The sequence below is a fragment of the Streptomyces sp. NPDC005811 genome, assembly GCF_040630405.1.
Lineage (GTDB): Bacteria > Actinomycetota > Actinomycetes > Streptomycetales > Streptomycetaceae > Streptomyces.
In genome coordinates this window covers 44,716-63,511 of sequence record NZ_JBEXXK010000053.1, presented here as the reverse complement: position 1 = coordinate 63,511, position 18,796 = coordinate 44,716, and the positions used below count along the sequence as shown (strand labels likewise).

13 protein-coding genes and 2 pseudogenes are annotated in these 18,796 nt (G+C 70.9%); 8 read left to right on the top strand and 7 right to left on the bottom strand.

Features of this window, described 5'->3' with window-relative positions; translation table 11 throughout:
- Window positions 1-107 precede the first annotated feature (107 nt).
- Both ABZ490_RS40595 and ABZ490_RS40590 read left to right on the top strand, forming a co-directional pair.
- The gene (locus ABZ490_RS40595; protein ID WP_359002324.1) at window positions 108-1,748 is read left to right on the top strand and encodes a hypothetical protein; all 1,641 of its coding nucleotides are present in this window, start codon (window positions 108-110) and stop codon (window positions 1,746-1,748) included.
- A gap of 63 nt (window positions 1,749-1,811) precedes the next feature.
- Window positions 1,812-3,851: a hypothetical protein gene (locus tag ABZ490_RS40590; RefSeq protein WP_359002322.1), complete on the top strand. Its 2,040-nt coding sequence runs from the start codon at window positions 1,812-1,814 to the stop codon at window positions 3,849-3,851.
- 32 nt (window positions 3,852-3,883) lie between these two features.
- Here ABZ490_RS40590 and ABZ490_RS40585 read toward each other — a convergent pair whose 3' ends face one another.
- On the bottom strand, window positions 3,884-4,117 hold the full coding sequence (locus ABZ490_RS40585) for a hypothetical protein (protein ID WP_359002320.1): 234 nt from the start codon (window positions 4,115-4,117) through the stop codon (window positions 3,884-3,886).
- Window positions 4,118-4,277: 160 nt separating this feature from the next.
- Complete coding sequence (locus ABZ490_RS40580) at window positions 4,278-4,847, bottom strand: TetR/AcrR family transcriptional regulator (protein ID WP_359002318.1); 570 nt, start codon at window positions 4,845-4,847, stop codon at window positions 4,278-4,280.
- Between the two features lie 123 nt (window positions 4,848-4,970).
- On the opposite strand from ABZ490_RS40580, the gene ABZ490_RS40575 reads away from it, so the two are divergent.
- Window positions 4,971-5,681, top strand: a complete 711-nt coding sequence (locus ABZ490_RS40575; protein ID WP_359002316.1) for an alpha/beta hydrolase — start codon at window positions 4,971-4,973, stop codon at window positions 5,679-5,681.
- Between the two features lie 584 nt (window positions 5,682-6,265).
- Here the strand turns inward: ABZ490_RS40575 and ABZ490_RS40570 are convergent.
- The 5 genes and pseudogenes from ABZ490_RS40570 to ABZ490_RS40550 form a co-directional block, all read right to left on the bottom strand.
- A pseudogene (locus ABZ490_RS40570) lies at window positions 6,266-6,367 on the bottom strand (IS5/IS1182 family transposase); the annotation flags it as partial.
- 142 nt (window positions 6,368-6,509) lie between these two features.
- Entirely contained in the window at window positions 6,510-7,172 is a 663-nt protein-coding gene (locus tag ABZ490_RS40565; RefSeq protein ID WP_359002314.1) for a response regulator transcription factor, read from the bottom strand.
- Complete coding sequence (locus ABZ490_RS40560) at window positions 7,169-8,293, bottom strand: sensor histidine kinase (protein WP_359002312.1); 1,125 nt, start codon at window positions 8,291-8,293, stop codon at window positions 7,169-7,171. Before ABZ490_RS40560 ends, ABZ490_RS40565 begins: the two co-directional genes overlap by 4 nt.
- Before the next feature lie 124 nt (window positions 8,294-8,417).
- Complete coding sequence (locus ABZ490_RS40555) at window positions 8,418-9,125, bottom strand: ABC transporter permease (protein WP_359002310.1); 708 nt, start codon at window positions 9,123-9,125, stop codon at window positions 8,418-8,420.
- Window positions 9,122-9,865: pseudogene (locus ABZ490_RS40550) on the bottom strand (ATP-binding cassette domain-containing protein); the annotation flags it as partial. The gene ABZ490_RS40555 and the pseudogene ABZ490_RS40550, both read right to left, overlap by 4 nt.
- A gap of 483 nt (window positions 9,866-10,348) precedes the next feature.
- Here ABZ490_RS40550 and ABZ490_RS40545 point away from each other — a divergent pair.
- The 5 genes from ABZ490_RS40545 to ABZ490_RS40525 all read left to right on the top strand — a co-directional run bounded on the left by ABZ490_RS40545 (window position 10,349) and on the right by ABZ490_RS40525 (window position 18,718).
- Entirely contained in the window at window positions 10,349-11,890 is a 1,542-nt protein-coding gene (locus ABZ490_RS40545; protein WP_359002308.1) for an alpha/beta hydrolase, read from the top strand.
- 110 nt (window positions 11,891-12,000) lie between these two features.
- Window positions 12,001-13,395 carry a hypothetical protein gene (locus ABZ490_RS40540; RefSeq protein WP_359002306.1) on the top strand — a complete coding sequence of 465 codons (1,395 nt, stop codon included), beginning with the start codon at window positions 12,001-12,003 and terminating at the stop codon, window positions 13,393-13,395.
- Window positions 13,396-13,518: 123 nt separating this feature from the next.
- On the top strand, window positions 13,519-15,867 hold the full coding sequence (locus ABZ490_RS40535; protein ID WP_359002304.1) for a serine/threonine-protein kinase: 2,349 nt from the start codon (window positions 13,519-13,521) through the stop codon (window positions 15,865-15,867).
- Window positions 15,868-16,067: 200 nt separating this feature from the next.
- The gene (locus tag ABZ490_RS40530) at window positions 16,068-17,720 is read left to right on the top strand and encodes a leucine-rich repeat domain-containing protein (protein ID WP_359002302.1); all 1,653 of its coding nucleotides are present in this window, start codon (window positions 16,068-16,070) and stop codon (window positions 17,718-17,720) included.
- Between the two features lie 8 nt (window positions 17,721-17,728).
- Complete coding sequence (locus ABZ490_RS40525; protein ID WP_359002300.1) at window positions 17,729-18,718, top strand: DUF6745 domain-containing protein; 990 nt, start codon at window positions 17,729-17,731, stop codon at window positions 18,716-18,718.
- Window positions 18,719-18,796: the final 78 nt, after the last annotated feature.

Below are 18,796 nucleotides of genomic sequence, written 5' to 3'. Positions count from 1 at the left end.
ACCAGTACGGTGGGACCGCTCGCGCGGTTGCGCGGCCGGGAGGGGTTTCGCCAGGGGGGCAATCAGGCATGGCAGAGGGGTTGGCTCAGTGGGGGCCGGAGCATTTCATGACGCGGGCATGGGAGCGACATCGCGGCCTGGTGCCGGAGAACGGCGTGGGAAGGGTCATCGCACAAGGGGGGTTCGAGCCCTGCCTACTGGCCCTTCTGCGGCTGTCGGTGGGTACGGACCGGGGCACCGATCTCACCAGCGGCTGGTTGCTGAGGGCGCTCGCCCGCACGGGCTATTTGGTCCGCGCGGTCGAGTTGGCGTACACGATCAGCGACGAGCTCGACCAGGGTAAGGCGCTTCTGGAGCTGGTGAAGGCTGCGGCGGGCGCGGGAGACCTGTGCGAGGCTCAGGCGCTGGCCGAGTCGATTCCCCTGCGTCAGCTGCGGGACGAGGCACTCGTCGCCCTCGTGCCGGCGTGGGCCCGCGCCGGCGAGCGCGACAAAGCCGTCGCCGTGGCGGAGAGGATCCGTTACCCGCACCGTTGGGGAAGGACCTGGGCCCTGTTGGCGAAGGCGGCGGTGGACAGCGGCGACATCGACGAGGCGCGCAGGTTCGCCGCTCGCGCCGAGGAGAAGGTCGGCTCTCACGCCGTCGAGGGGACGGAACAGGTGCTCGCCCTCCTGGTGGAGGTGGCCTTCGCCACCGGCGACCACGACCGGGCCGCCGTACTCGCCGACCGCGTCGAGGACCTCACCCGGTCCCGCGGCTCGACACAGTGGTCCAAGGCACCGTCGCTGGCAAGGGTGCTGGCCCGCGAGGCGCTCGACGGAGACCTCGACCGGCTCGACGCTCTCCTGCGCCCGCCCTCCGGACCCGCCGTCGAGGAAGCGGACACCCTGTGCGGGTGGGCGCTCGGCGAGGCGGCCGGCCAGGACACGGCCAGGGACACCGACCAGGACGCGAGGCTGGAAGAGGACTTGGACGAGTCCGTCACTCGTCCGTTCCCTGCCAGAGCCCTGTTCGGAGCCTGGGACCTGGCATGTGTGCTGGATGCGGTCGCCGAAAGCGCCGACCAGGACGTGCCTCTGGCTATGGCCCTGTCCCTGGCCGACCGGGCCGAGACATTGCTGGAGAACGGTGACGGCCGTGATCACGACATTCTGCTGAGGTCCGTGACACTCCTGCTCGCCCGGCACGGGCAGGCCGAGCGGGCCATGGCCCTTGCCGGCCGGCTCGACCCCGATGTGCGAGGGGGGCGGCAGGCGGAGATCGTCGCGGAACTGGCCCGTTCCGGTGACACGGAGACGGACACGGACAGGGGCACGGGCAGGGGCACGGGCAGGGGCACGGGCAGGGCAGCGGCGCTCGTCCAGTCGATCGACGACCGCTGGGCACGGGACAGGGCACTGGTCGAAGTGGTCCGGGAGCTGGCGCGGCGCGGAGAGACGGGCCGCGCCGAGACGCTCGTCCAGTCGATCGACGACGGTTGGGCGCGTGGCGAGGCGCTGGTCGCGGTCGTTCGGGAGACAGCTCGCCACGGCGATCCGGGCCGGGCCGAGGCACTCACCCGCTCGATCGCGTACCGCGCGACCCGAGCCCGCGCAGTGGCCGGACTCGTGGAGCTGTCCGAGCCGTTCCGCGCCCGAAGGCTTGCCGCGCAGGTCGTGGTCCTGGACGGCTGGGCCCCTGTTCTGGAGGCCTTGGAGCGGATCGTGCCTCGCTCGGCGGCAGTGGTCGTCGATCGGATGACGAGCTGAGCAGAGGGCTGCCGGACACCGAGCCGCCCCCGGATTGTCAGTGCCGGCTGCGAGACTCGTTCCATGATTCCGAAGCTGCCCTTGCACAGCTCCCGTTGGAGTGAGCTCGACGGTGTGAAGGTCCAGGAGGTGGAGGTGCTCCTGGAGCAGTTGGCCTCCGCGGCCGACACCGGGAGCGGCGATGCATGGAGGCAGACCTGGACAGACCTGACCGGCGGTCTGGTGGACGACGGGATCGTCTCCGACGGCGCCTACGCGGCTCTGCCCCATCTCGTCGAGGCGGCAGCGGCCCTGCCGCCGGAACAGACCGTCGACTTCTGGGTGGACCTGGGATTCCTCGTGACCGCCGATCACCGACCCGCCGTCCCGGCCGACCTGGAGGAGGGATTCGGCGCGGCACTGCTCCTGGCCGAGCGGGCGGCCATCCGGAGTCTTCTCGCCGCCGATACTCCCGCGCAGGTCTGCGCCCACCTCGCGCTCTCCTGCGTGGCCTTCGCCGGCCACCACACGGGCGAAGCGCTGGGACGGTTGCTGGATCCCCGGGAAAACGGCGTCCTGTTGGTGTGCCCCGGGTGCGAGAGCGACACCGAGATCCCCGAGTTCGTCGTCGTGGACCCGGCCCGTCCGCCCTTCGGGGCACCGGAGCCGCCTGATCCCGCCCAGATCCGGTCAGGCAGGCATCCCTGGGGCGAGGTCGCCGCGGCCCTGCGGGAGGAGGCCCTGGGGGAGGGCTGGGAGCCATTCCTGCGGGTGGCACGCGGGGTCGCGGTGGCGGGGGTGTCCCCCGAAGCGCCGGGACAGGCCGTCCTGTGCCTGGTCGCCGGCCTGGTCGCGGTCAGAGGCGTCCCACAGCCGGACGCAACGGAACTGGCCCGCCAACTGATGTCGCTCACCGGACACTTCCGCTGCTGGGACTGCGAGCGGACATGGACGATCGCCGACGGCCTGGCGGAGAACCCGGACGGCGCGCACCCCCAGAACCCTGCGACGGAGGCGTGGACGGACTTCGACGGTTCGGCTGCCGTGGCGGAGGCGGCGGCGCCCGGACGAACGGGTGGAGCGGCGGCGACCAGGCTCCGGCAGGAGGGGAACGTGGTGCTGTCGGCCGACGGCACACCCTGGGGCCGTACAGCGGTGTTCCGCGATTCCGCGCCCGGTTCATCCGGAGGTGTCAGCGCACTGGCGGTGGTGTCCCGCCCGGGTCGGCCGACGCTCGTGGCCGGTGCCGGGGACCGGGGCGTGGTGTGTCTGTGGGACGTGGCCGACGGCCGGCTCGTCCATGACCCGCTGCCAGGACATGCTGACCGTATCCGCTCGATGACGGCCCTGCCCCTGCCCGACGGACGCGTCCTCCTGGCGAGCGGCGGCGACACCGGGACGATCGCCCTGTGGAACCCTGTCACCGGGCTGCCGGTTCGCGAACCGGCCGGCGACTGGCCCGGCGGGGTGACCGGGATGTGTACCGCGACCCTCCCCGACGGCCGCACCCTGCTCGTCACCGCCACCCCCAGAGGCGCGGTCCGGCTCTGGGATCCGGACACCGGTGTGTGCGTCGGGCGCCTCAACCCCTACGGCAGTCCGATCCGGTCGATCGCGGCCGTCCCGATCTCCGCCGGGCACACGCTGATCGCGGCGTCGGACACCGCGGGCCGTGTTCATGTGTGGGATCCAGCCGTCGACGACCTCTGGGACTCGGGCGCGGCCGTGCAACTGAGCGCACATGCGCTCGCCGGCGCCGACCACCGTGCGGCAGCGGTGGCGGCCGTCCCCGCACCCGAACGAACCTTGCTGGCCACGGGGGACGACCGAGGCGTGATCATGCTGTGGGACCTTGCCACCGGTGCCCCGGTCGGCGAGGGTCTGCCCAGCTCCACAGGCACCGCCGGCCTGCCGGTCATCACCGCCGCCACCCTGCGCGGCGGCCGCACGGTCCTGGTCACCGGCACCCGTGACGGGCACCGACTGAGGGTATGGGAACCGCAGACCGGCGCGGTGGGGCACATCGCCCTCGATGTGGCGCTCACCTGTCTGGCCACCGCTGGTCCCGACCTGATCGTCGGACACGACAGCGGAGTCCTCAGGCTCCCGCTCACCAGACAGTGAACGCGTTCCGCCGCGGCCGGGCGGCGGACACGTCAGACCGGTGAGTCCTCAGGCTCCGGCGTCCGTTCGGGATGGTCCGTCGTCTTCGAGGCCAGTCGTTCCGTGATTCCCCGGAAGGCCGCCCACGTCAGGAACAGGATCCCGTCGGCGCGCCGGCCCGTCGACAGGGGGATCTTCCCCTTGGGATCCATGGTGACGGTGATCGTCCGGCCGACCTTCACCTTTTCACCGTTCGTCCCCTGGTCGACCCAGTAGCTGTCGGCCACCGTCGCCCGCAGTTCCCGACCGCGGGCATGCAGCGTCCGCTGGTCCAGGCCCGAATAGGCTGCGTATGCGCCCGTCCAAGGTGGAGGGACGTGAAGCCGATCGCCGGGGCGCGCCCGGTGCGATCGTCGGTCGGATTCTTCGCGGGGCGTTGTCCGCTTGTCAGATGTCCTGGGCGGGGAACGCCTCGTCGACGGCGCGTCGGAGCGTTTCGCGGACGGCCTTGGCGTTGTCGAGTTCGGCCGCTTGGAACGCGCCGTCGTGGAGCAGGACGAGGAGCCGGGCGGCGTGGTCGGGGTCGGGGTGGCCCATGTCCGCCGAGAGGTCGCGAAGGACACCGAACAGCCAGGTGCGCTGGTCGTCGATCACGGCGCGTACCGGGTGGGTGCGGTCGGGGTACTCGGCGGCGGCGTTGAGGAACTGGCAGCCGCGGAAACCGTCCTCCAGGGTCGAGTCGCCGAGGACGGACATCACGGCGCGGAGCGCCTCGCGCGGCTGCTTGCCGTCCCGGGCCTGGGCGACGGCCTCCCGGATCTCCTTCGCGGTGGCGGTGAGATAAGCGGAGACCAGGTCGTCCTTGCTGGGGTAGTGCCGGTAGAAGGTGGCGCGCGTGACCTTGGCCTCGGTGACGAGGCGGTCGATGCCCACGGCCTGGATGCCCTCGGCGTAGAAGAGGCGGGACGCGGTGCGCAGCAGTCGGTCCTTGGGGTGGAGCTCCGGGGCGGTCGTCATGCACCCAGCATAAAGAAAGACCAGTCGTTCTCGAATGCCGCCCCCGTCGTGTTGCAGCCCTCAGGGAGAACGACTAGTCTCTCTCCCAGAAAGACCGATCGTTCTCCCTGAGAGGAATGACCCATGAGCACCACCCCCACCATCGTTCTCGTCCACGGCGCCTTCGGCGACTCCGGCATGTGGAAGGGGGTCATCACCAAGCTCCAGGGACAGGGCTACACCACCCTCGCCGTGGCGAACCCGCTGCGGGGCCTGGAGTCCGATGCCCAGTACGCCGCCACCATCGCCAAGTCCGTGGACGGCCCGGTCGTCCTGGTCGGCCACTCCTACGCCGGCGCGATCATCACCCGCGCCGCCCGCGATGCCTCCAACGTCGAGGCCCTGGTCTACGTCGCCGCCTACCAGCCCGACGAGGGCGAGAGCGCCCTGGAGAACGCCGCCTCCCACTTCCCTGGCGCCAAGATGGGCCCGGGCGTCACGTTCTCCTTCGAGCACGAGGGTGAGCCGGAGCTGCGGGTCCTGGCCGAGCACTACCAGGACGTGATCGCCGGTGACCTGCCCACGGAGGTCACGGACGTCCTCGCGGTGACCCAGCGCTCGGTGACGGTGAAGGCCCTGACGGACAAGGTGTCCGGCACCCCTGGCTGGCGCACCCTGCCCTCGTGGGCCGTGGTCGCCACCCAGGACCACGCCATCCCCGGCCAGGCCCAGGAGTTCATGGCGGAGCGCGCCGGATCGCACATCGTGCGTGTCGCGGCCTCGCACGCGGTGTCCATCTCGCAGCCCGACGCGGTGGCCGACCTGATCATCGAAGCGGCCAAGTCCTCCCGCTGACCAACCCCTACCCCACCGCCACCGCCACCGCCACCCCACGGGCCGGGTGGCGGTGGCGTGCAACGGGCTGCCCCGGGAACCGTCGGCGGCGAGATGTTTCGCGGCCCGGTCCGGGTAGAGGCTGTTCCACGGCGAGCACTACGGCGTTCAGCGCCAAGCCGAGCACGCCGAGCTGGTCGCTGACGTCGCCGGCCGTGGTCGTCCACCACGGGTACGACCGACTTCACACCCTGAACAGAGCCGGCGGGCGCCTCCTGTGGTCATTCGAGGACGCGGCACTGACGCTCGTGGCGAGGCCCGGCGCATAGGGCGAGACTGCTAGGCAATCGGGTGTACAAACCCGGCCAGCTGGCGGGATAGCGGCGGGCATCGCTCAGGGGGGCACCAGCCGGTGACTTCGCCGGGACGTGCCAAAGCACCGCACAGCAGCATCGCCCGCCAGCTCACGCAACGGCATTGGGCCTCGGCCGCCTTCCTCGGATCGCCTTTCCGTGGCGGCCCCGTCGTATCGGGCGGCTGGACCGCGCCACTGCTTGATCTTGTTGATGTGGTCCTGACCGGCCGATGGGCCGGGGCACTCGTCACCAGGCCATGACCTCGGGGAATGCGGGTGCGTCGCCTGCCTGCCGGGGCATGACGACGAAAGCGAGCGGGCGGCAGCGGCTGTCGGCGGTGAGGTGGATCTCTTGGTCCAGCGGTGAAGCCGATCACGGAAGCGCAAGGGCCGGCTGTGTGAGGCGGAAGCCTGCCGCCGTTCCCGGTCCGTCATTCCTCAGGTCGGACCGGCTCTTCCCCGTGCGGCTGGGCCGCTGCTTCGGCCTCCCCGTTTCAGTCGGGGTGAATGAGCCGGCTTTCGTAGGCGAAGACCACGGCCTGTGCGCGGTCGCGGAGTTCGAGCTTTTGAAGGATGCGTCCCAGGTGGGATTTCACCGTTGCCTCCGCGAGGTGCAGCGTGGCCGCGATCTCCGTGTTGGACAGGCCGCGGGCCACCTGGACGAGTACCTGGCGCTCGCGGGCGGTCAGCCGCTGCAGACGCTCTTCCCGCCGGCCGTTGCCGGCGCCGGGAATGTGGGCGGAGAAGCTCTCCAGCAGGCGGCGGGTGATCCGGGGGGAGACCACCGCGTCTCCAGCGGCGACATGGCGAATGGCGGTGAGAAGGTCCTCGGGCCGTGTGTTCTTCAGCAGGAAGCCCGATGCGCCGGCCTTGAGTCCGGCGAAGGCGTATTCGTCGAGGTCGAAGGTGGTGAGGATGAGCACTCTGCTCTGAGGTGAGACCCGGATGATCCGTCGGGTCGCCTCGATCCCGTCCGCTCCCGGCATACGGACGTCCATGAGTACGACATCGGGGCGCAGTTGGCGGGCGAGACGGACGGCTTCGTCGCCGTTCGCGGCCTCGCCGACCGGTTGCATGTCCGGCTGGGCCTCCAGCACCGTGGTGAAGGCCATGCGCAGCAGCGCCTCGTCGTCGGCGAGCAGGACGCGGATCGTCATCCGGACACGTCCGCTCCACCGTCGAGTTCGAGGCGCGTATGTACGCGCCAGCCGCCGCCCGGGAGCGGTCCGGCGTGGAGGGTCCCGTCGTAGGCGCCCGCCCGCTCGCGCATGCCGGGGATGCCGTGCCCGGACGGGGCGTCGAGAGGTCGCGTGCCGGGTCCGTTGTCGGCGACGTCAAGGGTGACGGCCTCGGCCAGGCAGCGGATCCGGACCTCCGCGTGGGTGCCGGGGGGTGTGTGTTTGAGAGTGTTGGTCAAGGCTTCCTGCACCAAGCGGTAAACGGTCAGTTGTGCCGTGGAGGACAGGCGAGTGGGGTCGCCCTGGATCTCCAGGAGGGTCGGCAGCCCCGCAGCACGCGTCTGGTCGGCCAACGCCTCCAACTCGGCGATGCCGGGCAGCGGGTGACGCTCCGCGTCTGCTTCACCCGCCCGCAGGATACCCAGCGCGCGCCGCATGTCGGTGAGAGCCTGCCGGCCCGTCTCGGAGATCTGCGCCATCGCAGCCGACGACTTGTCGGCCGACCGGGCGTAGGCGGCGGAGTCCGCCAGCGCGACCATCACGGAAAGGTTGTGGGTGACGATGTCGTGCATCTCGCGGGTGATGCGAGCCCTCTCCTCGGCCACCGCCAGCCGCGCCCGCTGGTCCCGTTCGCGTTCCAGGTGCGCCGCCCGCTCCCTGAGGGCGCGCATATGCGCTCCGAGTGCGGCGGCAGCGGCAGCCAACGCGGTCAACGTGAGGGCAGTGATCGCGAAGCGGCCATCGGGCGCCCACCGCAGGCAGGCCAGCAGTATGCCGCCCTCCACAACGGCGCCGGCCGCCGGCAGGTGGCGTCGGGCCGAGTGCGCTGCCACCGTGTACAAGGCCACCAACAAGGCGATGTCCGCAGGCAGTTGAAAGGCCAGCAGCCACTGGGTGAACGCCGCGGCGGCCACGGCGCAGAACACCGCCCAGGGAGCGCGGCGGCGCCATGCCAGAGGCAGCAGAAGCATGGCGCTGACCGTCACCGGCCCCGGTTTTCCGGCCAGCGCGGACAGCGTCGCCAGGAACAGCAGGAACGCCAGCAGCGAGTCCCATGCCAGGGGCGGTATCCGGGAACAGGCGCGCAGCACGGCGTGCATCGGCCGCATGAACGGGACCAGGGCGGCGAATCGGGCGCGTCTCATCGGGTGTCGACTCCTGGCAGGGATACCTCGGGGTGTTCGGCGGCGGAGTATTCCATCGCCTCGGCCGCCCCCGCTTCCCTCACCCGTCTCGCCGTTTCAGTACGACGGCGGCACCGGCCAGGACACAGGCCGCATACAGGCAGAACAGGATGAAGCCACTCCATGGCCCCACCATGGAGGCGTCGGGGTGGAGCACCGTGAGCGTACGTCCGGCACTGCTCGGCAGGTACGGGAAGAGGTGTTCTGCGACGGGGGCAGGCAGCAGTTGGGTGAGGACCGGCAGGATGAACAGCACCGCCAGGACCGTGGTGATGCCCGCAGCCGTGTTCCGGGTCAGCATGCCGATCGCCACACCGAGCACAGCGAGGACGGTGAGGTACAGCGCGGTGCCGAAAACGACACGGGCGACCCCGGGCGCCTCCAGCGACGTGCTGGTCACTCCCCGGGAGGACAGGATCGACTGGCTCACCAGGAAGGCCGTCAGGCAGGCGGTCGTCATCAGCGTCCAGACCACTGCGGCGTATGCGACGGCCTTGGCCCACAGAACCGGCAGCCGGGACGGCACCGCCGCCAGTGTCGTACGGATCATGCCCGTGAAGCCGTCGCCCTCGCCGTCGGTGAAGGCCGAGACCAGGGGGCCGAATCCGATGACGGCTCCCACGGCGAACGTCATGGTGAAGAACGTGGAACGCAGCGTGCGGGGTTTGATCCACTCGGAACGCAGCACTCGGCCCTGGGTGACCCGGCCCCGGGCGGTGCGGAGACGGGTGACGGATGGCGTGCTCATCGTGAACGTCCTTCGGTCTGTGGGCCGGACCGTTGCGGGGCCGGCGTCCCGTACTCGACGGCGTCGCGAGTGAGGCGCATGAACGCCTCCTCCAGGGACGCCTCCTGCGGAGTCAGCTCGCTGAGGGCGATGCCGTGCGCGGCGGCAACCTGTCCGATCTGCACGCTGTCCAGGCCGGTGACATGCAGCCTGCCCGTCTCGCCCGAGGACACGGTCACTCCCGGTCCGGCCAGGAGAGGGCGCAGCCGCAACGGTTCGGCGGTGCTTACCGCTACCGCGTCGTGCGAGGCGCGGCGGGTGAACTCCGCAACCGACGTGTCGGCGATCAGCCGGCCTTGTCCCATCACGATGAGGTGGTGGGCGGTCAGCGCCATCTCGCTCATCAGGTGGGAGGAGACCGGCACCGTGCGGCCCTCCGCGGCCAGCGACCTCAGCAGGTTGCGGATCCACAGGACGCCTTCGGGGTCCAGGCCGTTGACCGGTTCGTCGAGGATGATCGTGGCCGGATCGCCGAGCAGGGCCCCCGCGATCCCGAGCCGCCGGCCCATGCCGAGCGAGAAGCCGCCGGCCCGCTTCTTCGCGACCTGCCGCAGGCCCACGAGGCCGATGACTTCCTCGACCCTGCTGCGCGGAATGCCCGTCGTCGCCACCGCCAGCAGGTGGTCGAAGGCTGACCGACCGGTGTGCACGGACCGGGCCTCCAGCATGGCCCCGACCTCGTGCAGCGGTGCGCGGTGGTCTTCTCCCCGTAGCGTTTGGTGAGCGCCTGGGCCGTGATCATCGTGCGGTGCCTCCTCGGAGCTGATCGGTTCGACGGCGCCTCACGCTAAGTCCCGCAACTCGCCGACCACATGAGCCCACCGTCGGAAAGCACCGCGTCGCGAGTGCGCCTCAAGGAGGACTCTCCGTACCCACCCCAGGGGCAAAGACGGCCGCTGACCTGGGCTCGCGTCGCACAGGACGCCGCCAGCAGCCCGGGAGTCATCCCCCAGTCGTACACGGACCTGGCGACGAGGTGGGACTCAACCGCCAAAACCCGCAGGTCACAGTCCTGGATGAGGCATTCGGCAGAGGGCGTACGGCGCGGTGGGGGCGGCCGGTGAAAGGGCGACCGGGAGCTGATGTGCGGGTCCGGCCACGCGATCTAGGTTCTTCTGACGACAAGCGGCGCGGCGCCGAACCGCTGTCGGTCCAACCCTGGAGAGCCGTAAGGAGAACTCATCGTGCGCGTACGGAGAACCGTGGCCGTGGCTGCCGCGGCGGCCATGACGAGCGCTTCCCTGATCACTGGGTGCGCGCCCCGGACAGGAGCAGCATCCACCCATGACGGGCCCGCCCGGTTCCAGCACCAGAAGGTGGTCTGGCACGGCTGCAAGAGCGGTCCGAAGGACACCATGGGCGAGGAACTGGACAAGGCCGGCGCCCAGTGCGGCGAGGTCACCGTGCCGTTGGACTACCGGCACCCCGATGGCCGGGTCATCAAAGTGGCGATGTCGCGGCTGCGGGCCACCGATCCCGCCCACCGGCACGGCACGCTGCTCTACAACCCCGGCGGCCCCGGCGTGCCCGCCATGTACCTCGCTCTCCGACTGCGCCGGGCCGAACCCGTGCTGGCGGCACGTTACGACGTGATCGGCATGGACCCCCGGTTCGTCGGCCGCAGCACGCCCCTCACCTGTCACTGGCCGAACGTCAGCATCGGCTCCGCCGGACCCGACCGCAGCACGTTCGAGAGAACCGTGCGGCTGTCCAGGGACCTGGCGACCCGCTGCGCCCCCCACCGGTCCGTCCTGCCCTTCGTCTCCACACGCAACACCGCCCGCGACATGGACGTGATCCGCGCCGCCCTCGGCGAGAAGAAGCTCAACTACCTCGGTTCCTCCTACGGCACGTATCTGGGAGAGGTCTACCTGGAGCTCTTCCCGCACCGCGCCGACCGCGTGGTCCTCGACAGCAGCCTGGATCCCGACCTCTACGGACCCGACCTGACCCGTACGAGCGGGTCGGCCGTCGGCCGCGCTCTACGGCACTGGGCGGCCTGGGCGGCCCGCCGCGACAGCCGCTACCACCTCGGCTCCACCGCCACACAGGTACTGAACGCCGTCAACGACCTCAACCAGACCGTCGGGCGCGGTCCGATCCGGGTCGGCAGCCACACGGTCGACAGCCACGTGCTGCCCCAGCTCCTGTGGAACGTCACCGCAGGGGACGACGAAGAGGCATACTCCGGCTACTCCGCCGATGTCCGGGTGCTGACGACGGCCGCTCGCGGCACCAGGGTCACCCCCACCCGAAGACTCGAGCAGACCCTGACCGGACTGGCCGCACCGGACACCGACGGAACGTTCAGCGTCCAGACCGCGAGCCAGTGCGCCGACCGGGCAGCCTCCCGCGACCCGGAAGCCTACTACCGCGACATCCAGGCACACCGCACCACCGAGCCCGTCTTCGGGCCGCTCACCCGCACCGTGACTCCCTGCTCCTTCTGGCCGACGGCACCCGCGGAACCGGCCACCGAGGTCCGCACCAACGCGCCCGTCCTGATGGTGGGTGCCACCGGTGACCCGGCGGCCGTCTACCAGGGCCAGCTGGCGGCGCACCGGGATCTGCGCGGTTCGCGCCTGGTCACCCTGCGCGGCGCCTTCCATCACACGGTCTACGCGGGCCTCTTCGCCCCGAAGAACACCTGCATCGACAACACGGTCAACACGTACCTGAGGGACGGCATCCTGCCCCCGAGCGATACGACATGCCAGATCAGGTGACAAGGAGGAACAGGCATATGAAGTGGGGCCGTTCGGCGACATCGCACGTACCCGAAGACGGTCGGACAGCGCATCCCGGCGAGGCGGCTTCCGACGACATCAAGGACCGGGTGGGAGAGCTTTTCCAGAAGGCACGCACGCTGATGGCCGCCGGACGGCCCGCCGAAGCGGCCCCCAGGCTTCAGGAGGCGCGGGAGCTGATGTACGTGCTGGTGGAGCGGATCCCCGGCGATGTGGAGGCCAAGTCCACGCTGGGCAGCGTGCTGTACGGGCTCGGCTCGGCCCTGCGAAGCATCGACGAGCCCGAACAGGCGGTGGAGGCACTGTGGGAGTGTGCCGAGATCTACGAGGAGTTGGACGGGCTCGGTGAGCCGGGCATGCGGGCCCGGGCCGCCGATGTCCACGCGCGGGCGGCGCAGGCACTGAGCGCCCTGGACAACGGGGTGTCGGCGGTGCTGGAGTCGGACCAGGCGGTCGCGGCCTACGTCGAGCTCGGCGCCGACGCCGTCGGCCACCCGCTGTTCCTGGACCTGGCCCGTGTGCTGACGCTCAACGCGCTGGTCATGTTCGTCCACGGGGACGGCGACCTGGCGGTCCGCTCGGCCGACCGGGCGGTCCGCGCCTATCTCTCCCGAGCCGACGAGATCAACGCGGGCTCCTTCGAGGAGGTCGCCGTGCACGGGCGGTATCTGCGGGACGCGGCCGAGGTGGCGGCCCGGGTGCACACCGCCCAGGACCGGCCCGCCGCCGCCCTCGCGGCGGAGGAGGTGGAGGTGCACGCGGCACGGCAGTTGGCCCGCAGCGGATCCCCCGGCGACCGCGCCGCCCTCGCCGACGTCCTCACCCGGCACGGCCTCAGCCTGCAGCGGACCGGCCTGACCGAGGAGGGCGTACACCTGGTGCAGGAAGGGCGTGGGGTCGACCGCGAGGCCGCGGAACACGCCACCCGTGACTGGCGAGGCCCGACCGGGGAGGGCACGGCGGACCATGGCCCCGTTCTGTGGTCGCCTTCCTTCTCCCGCGCGCTGGCCGACGCGGACGCGGTGCTCGGCGGCGACCGGGTGCCGCAAAGCTTGCGCAACCTGGCGGCCGACCCCACGGACGAGACCGCGGCCGTGATCCCCTCCCAGCGCTGCGACGCGCAGCTCGCACCGGTCGTCGCGGGCCGGCTGGCGCAGCTCGCCGTCGCGCTCCTGGCCGACCCGGACCGCTACAGCCCCGAGGACGCCTGCCTGCTGGGCAGGGAGGCCCACTTGCTCTTCGCCGTCGCCTCCCGCGCCGAAGTGCTGTCCCTGCGGCAGCGGTTCGGCGACTTCGGTGTCGACTGGGCGCGGCTGCTGCTCGCTCTGATCCCCGCGTACGAAGCCCAGTCGGACGGCTGGGTCACCGCCCAGGAGCTGGTCAGATGGCTGGACGTGGTCGCCGGGCAGCTCGAACCGTTCGCCGGGCTGGACGAGGAGACCGCCCGGCTCGTCGAGGAGTGCCGCGCCTGCGCAGTTCGGTGACGTCCGTGAGCACCACCGCTGGTGTGCCGCCCGTGCCTGTCTCTGTCCCCGACCCAGACTGTGATCTTCGCCGGCGTTTTCGGGGGCCCGGGGTGACGGGCCAGGACAGGAGGGGGATGCGGGGTGGACCCGTTCGAGGCGTTGGAGGCCGGGGATCCGCGGGAGGTCGGGCGGTACCGGATCGTGGCGCGGCTGGGCGCGGGCGGGATGGGGCGGGTGTATCTGGGCCGTTCACCCGGCGGGCGAGCGGTGGCGGTGAAGGTGGTGCGCCCGGAACTGGCGGAGGACGGTGAGTTCCGGCGGCGCTTCTCCCGGGAGGTGACTGCCGCGCGCCGGGTGAACGGTGTGTTCACGGCGGGTGTGGTCGACGCCGATCCGGACGGGTCGCCGGCCTGGCTGGCGACGGCGTATGTGCCGGGTGTCCCGTTGGGCGACGCGGTGTCGGCCCACGGGCCGTGGCCGCAGGAGCAGGTGCTGGCGCTCGGGGCGGGCCTGGCCGAGGCGCTGGAGGCGATCCACGCGGCCGATGTGGTCCACCGGGACCTCAAACCGTCGAACATCCTGCTCGCTGAGGACGGGCCGCGCGTGATCGATTTCGGTATCTCGGTGGCCGGTGAGGGGACCACGCTGACCAGGACCGGAATGGTGGTGGGCACGCCGGGATTCATGTCGCCCGAACAGCTCACGGGCAAGCCGGTCGGGCCGGCCGGCGACGTCTTCTCGCTGGGGGCTGTGCTGGCCTTCACGGCCACGGGTGCGGGGCCGTTCGGGACGGGCTCGGCGCACGCGCTGGCTTTCCGCGTCGTCTACGAAGATCCCGACCTGAGTCAACTCCCGCCCACGTTACGGACCGTGGTGGCCGGCTGCCTGGCCAAGCGGCCCGAACAGCGTCCGACGGTGGCCAGGCTGCTGGAGCAGTTGACCGACGTCGTCGACGCCACGGCTTCCCAGGCCGTCCCCCACACGCCCACTCAGCCCGGCTGGCTCCCCGAGCCGGTCGCCATCGCCGTGCACGCACGCACCACCGCACACCACCCCCCGGCACCGCCGCCCGGCCCCCTTCACCTCCCCACCCGGCCATCGCCCCGAAGACCCGAGAACCGTGAGCGTTCCGAGAACCCTGAGAGCCCCAAGAACCCTGAGAATCCGGACAGCGCGGAGAAGCAAGGGAACCCGGCTCCCGCCAGTGACGACGACGCCGAGCCCGGCTCGGGACCGACTCCGGCCGCAGGGGCCACGCCCGCGCCGCCCGCGGGCGCCGCGAAGCGTCGGGCCGGGCCGTCGCGCAGGCAGGCTCTCTTCGGCCTCGGGGCCATCACGGCGGCGGGCCTCGGCTTCCTCGGCTGGAAGACCGCTCAGGGCGGCACCACCACCGAAGAGCCCGACGCCGGGACCGGCTCTCGCCCGGGTTCTGATCAGAGTGCCGACCCGTCCTCCGCGTCTTCATCCTCGCCGACGCCCTCCGGCCCCGCCGGTGTGGAACGTTGGAGGTTCGCCACCGGCTATCTCGCGTACGCGTCGCCGACCGTCGCCGACGGCATCGTCTACAGCGGCAGTGGCGCCCCCTACCTGTACGCGCTGGACACCGCCACAGGCGAGCAGCGCTGGACCTTCACCGCCGGTGCCGACGTGAGTTCGACACCGGCTGTCTCCGGCGGGGTGGTCTACGTCGGCAGCGCTGACGGCACCCTGCACGCCCTGGACGCCGGTACGGGCAAGCAGCGGTGGACATTCCCCACCGGAAAGTTCGGAAGCCCGTCGCCGACCGCGATCGACGGCGTCGTGTACGTCGGGGGCCGGGGCGAGATCGTGTACCGCTTGGGCCAGGGAGCCCGCAACGACTACGGGCCCGGCCATGTGTACGCGGTGGACCCCGTAACCGGCAGGCGGCGGTGGACCTTCACCACCCGCAGCTCGGTCGAGGCATCGCCGGCCGCCGCCGACGGGATGGTCTACACCGGCAGTGTGGACGGCACCGTCTACGCGGTCGACGCCGTAACCGGCAAGCAGCGGTGGACCTTCGACACCGGCGGTTACGTGCGTTCGTCCCCGACCGTTGCGCGCGGGGTGGTCTACATCGGCGGCGTCGGCGCCTACCTGTACGCGCTGGATGCCGCGACCGGTCGGCAGCGGTGGAAGTTTCCCCTCGGCGACGGGACGAGTTCACCGGCGGTCCTGGCCGGGGTGGCCTACATCGGGGGCCCGGACGGCACCCTCTGCGCCGTGGACGCCCGCACAGGCGGTCAGCTGTGGCAGTTCCCCATCGGCAAATCCGTGAACTCCCCGGCTGTCGGCGGCGGCACGGTCTACGTCGGCAGTGAGGACCACAACCTTTACGCGGTGGACGCCGCGACGGGTCGCCAACGGTGGAAACGGTCCACGGGCGGTTCCGTTTATGCGTCGCCGACCGTTGCGGCCGGGACGGTCTACGCCAGTAGCCACGACGGCCATCTCTACGCTGTGTGGGCGTAGGGGCGGCTGCCGGCAGAGCCGACGATGTTCCTGGCACCGGGCCAGACGGGAGGAGCAAGAATCGACCAGTCTCCATCACCGTGAGGGTTCTTCCGCTGTCGAGGCCGCAGAAGTCGGGGTCCACCCCCCGGCCGATTCCGGCCCTGCCGTGCCTTCTTCGGGCCGGGCGGTTGTCACTGCTGGTTGTTAGCCTGCCGCCCATGAGTGCAGAAATCGCCCCGGCGGGCTACCGCATCATCAGCGCGGCCGAGGCGGAGGAGCGGTTCGGTGTCTCCGTGGACGTCAGTCATCCGTACCAGGACTTCGCCGACGAGCAGGAGATACGTCTCTACGAGGGCGGTCTGCACGTGACGGGCGGTATGGGGGCCGAGTCCGAGGACGACTGGGTGCCGTACAACACGATCGTGGACGGTGATCTGAGCGTCGGCGGCGACCTGGAGTGGTGGGACTCGGCGAGCGGCAACTTCCTGCTCGTCACCGGAAGACTGCAAGCCCGGCATGTGCTGCTGTCAGGCTGCCCGAGCGTGGTCGTCAGGGGAGACCTCACCGCGTCAGGCACCGTCCAGGGCAGTTACGGCGACGACGGCGGCAGCCTGACCGTCGGTGGCCGCACCCACGCCCAAGCCGTCATCAGCACCCTCTACTTCACCATGCACTTCGCCGAGCAGCCGCAAGCGCTGCTCATCACCGCAGGGCACAGCACCAACTGCCCGGTCGACTTCACCGACGAGGAACTGGACGAACTCGTACTGCCCGAACTCCTCGACAAGGACGGCACGGCCGACTCCCACCGGATCGGCGCCGCGCTCCGCGAAGGGCAGCAGGTCCTGCGTCCCGGAATCCGCCCCAGCCATCTGGCCGCCCTGGACGAACTCGACGCGCTGCTGCCCCGCGCCGAGCAGATCACCGAACTCGACCTCTCCCACCGCAAGCTCCGCCAACTGCCGCCACAGCTCTACGCCTTCGTCAACCTGCGGGTTCTCTCCCTCTCCGGCAACGACGCCCTCGCCGACCTGGACGAACGAATCGGGGAACTGACCGGCCTGGAAGAGCTCAACCTCGCGGGCCTGAGCCTCACGGCTCTGCCGGACAGCATCGGTCGGCTGTGCGAACTCCGCGTCCTGGACGTCTCCGGCAACCACTTCACGGCGCTGCCCGAGCGGATCGGCGACCTGCCCCGGCTGGAAGTGCTGCGGGCCGCCGGCCTGACCTGCCCTGTCCCCGACGCTGTCGCCCGGCTGAGCACCCTCCGCGAGCTGGACCTGTCCCACCTCCAACCGGGTGAATACGACTCCCCGGTCCCGTTTCCTCAGCCGGTGACCCGGCTGCCTGCCCTGCGGCGGCTCACCCTCGCACAGGTATTCCTGGAAACGCTCCCCGACGACCTGCTCGCCCTGGCCACCCTGGAGGAACTGGACCTGCGCGGCTCACTCTCCGCTCTGCTGCCCCGCCTGCCCGACCTGGCGGAGCTGCCGCGGCTGCGGACACTGCGCCTCAACGGCAGCACGCCCTGGTCCTTCCAGCCCGAGCCCGGTCGTGATCTGCTGTCCGTGGTCTGGAACATCACCACTCTGGAACACCTCGAGATCGACCGCTGGGGCAAGAAGACCGTAGGGGGACGGGTCGTGCGCGCGCCGTTCACCACGCTGCCGGACGAAGCCTTCGCCCGCATGCCCCGGCTGCGGCGGCTCGACCTGTCCTTCAACGAACTCACCACCCTGCCCGAATCCCTCTTCCGGCTCCGGCACCTCGAAGCGCTCGACCTGCGGTACACGGTCCTCGACAAGCCGACCACCGACCGCCTGCACGCCGTGTTCCCTGACATCCGGTCGAGTACGACATACGGAGGGTGACCCGACACATGGCCTACCCCGGTACCCTCACCGACGCCGATGCCGCTCTGATCACGAGGACGAGCGAGGAGTGGATGACCGCGGCCAGGTCCACCGGGCGCTGCGACCGCCCCGCGGCGGAGGACGCGGTGGCTGCCTCCTACGCCGAGGCAGGCCTCGTCCCACCGCGGACCGTCGTATGGATGGACTCGCCGTTGGGTGGCGCGCTCGCTGCTCATGCGATCCGCCACGGGGTGCCGGTCGGCGGGCTGCGACGGCTCGTCGTAGGTGCGCTGCCGGACGCCCTGCTGGACCGGGTGGAGAGGCGACTGGTCCAGCAGATCCCGGACCGGCCGGACGAGCCCCGCGATGCGACGGACCCTGACAGCACGATCGACCTGGCCGAACTGACTTCGCAGATGTTCCGCGCGTTCTACGGGCTGGACAGGGCCAGGGAACCTCTGTGGGGCCCGCTGTCGGAACACTTGCAGAGCCGACTGGAGGCGGGGCTCGGCGGCCCCCTCCACGATCCCTTCGGGGTCGTGGAAGCGGACGAATACCTCGGCGTGGAGCTGTGGAGCGAAGTGCTCCAGCGGCTGGGGCCGCTGGAGAGGCAACTCGCGGACGCCCTCGGCGCGAGGGTGGCCGGACATCTGCGCGGGCATCTCCAGCGCCGTCTGCCGGACAGCGTGCGCCGACGACTACGCGCCGAGGTGCGGGACTCCTGGGGTGTGCCGCCCGACCCCGACGCGGTCATGTTCCGGCACAGGTTCGGTGGCTGGCTCGATCCGTGGAGTGGCGCCTACTCCTTCGCGGCCTTCAGCTGTGCCCTCCAGATCGCGGGTCTGGAACCGTCACCACGGCTGGACACGCTCGCCGCTGCCCTGCGCGCGGTCGGCTGGTGGTGGCCGATGGAGGACGCCGTGGTGCTCACCGACCGCCCGACCGAGCTGAGCTTCGACAGAGCGGGCGGGCTCCTGCTGGTGGAATACGCCGATGGCTACCGGGTGGCGGTCTGAGAGCCCTTGCGCTGCCGGCACGGTGACCGCCGCCTCGTACAAGGCCGGGAGCGGAAGGTCTCCCCTTGCACCGCGCGG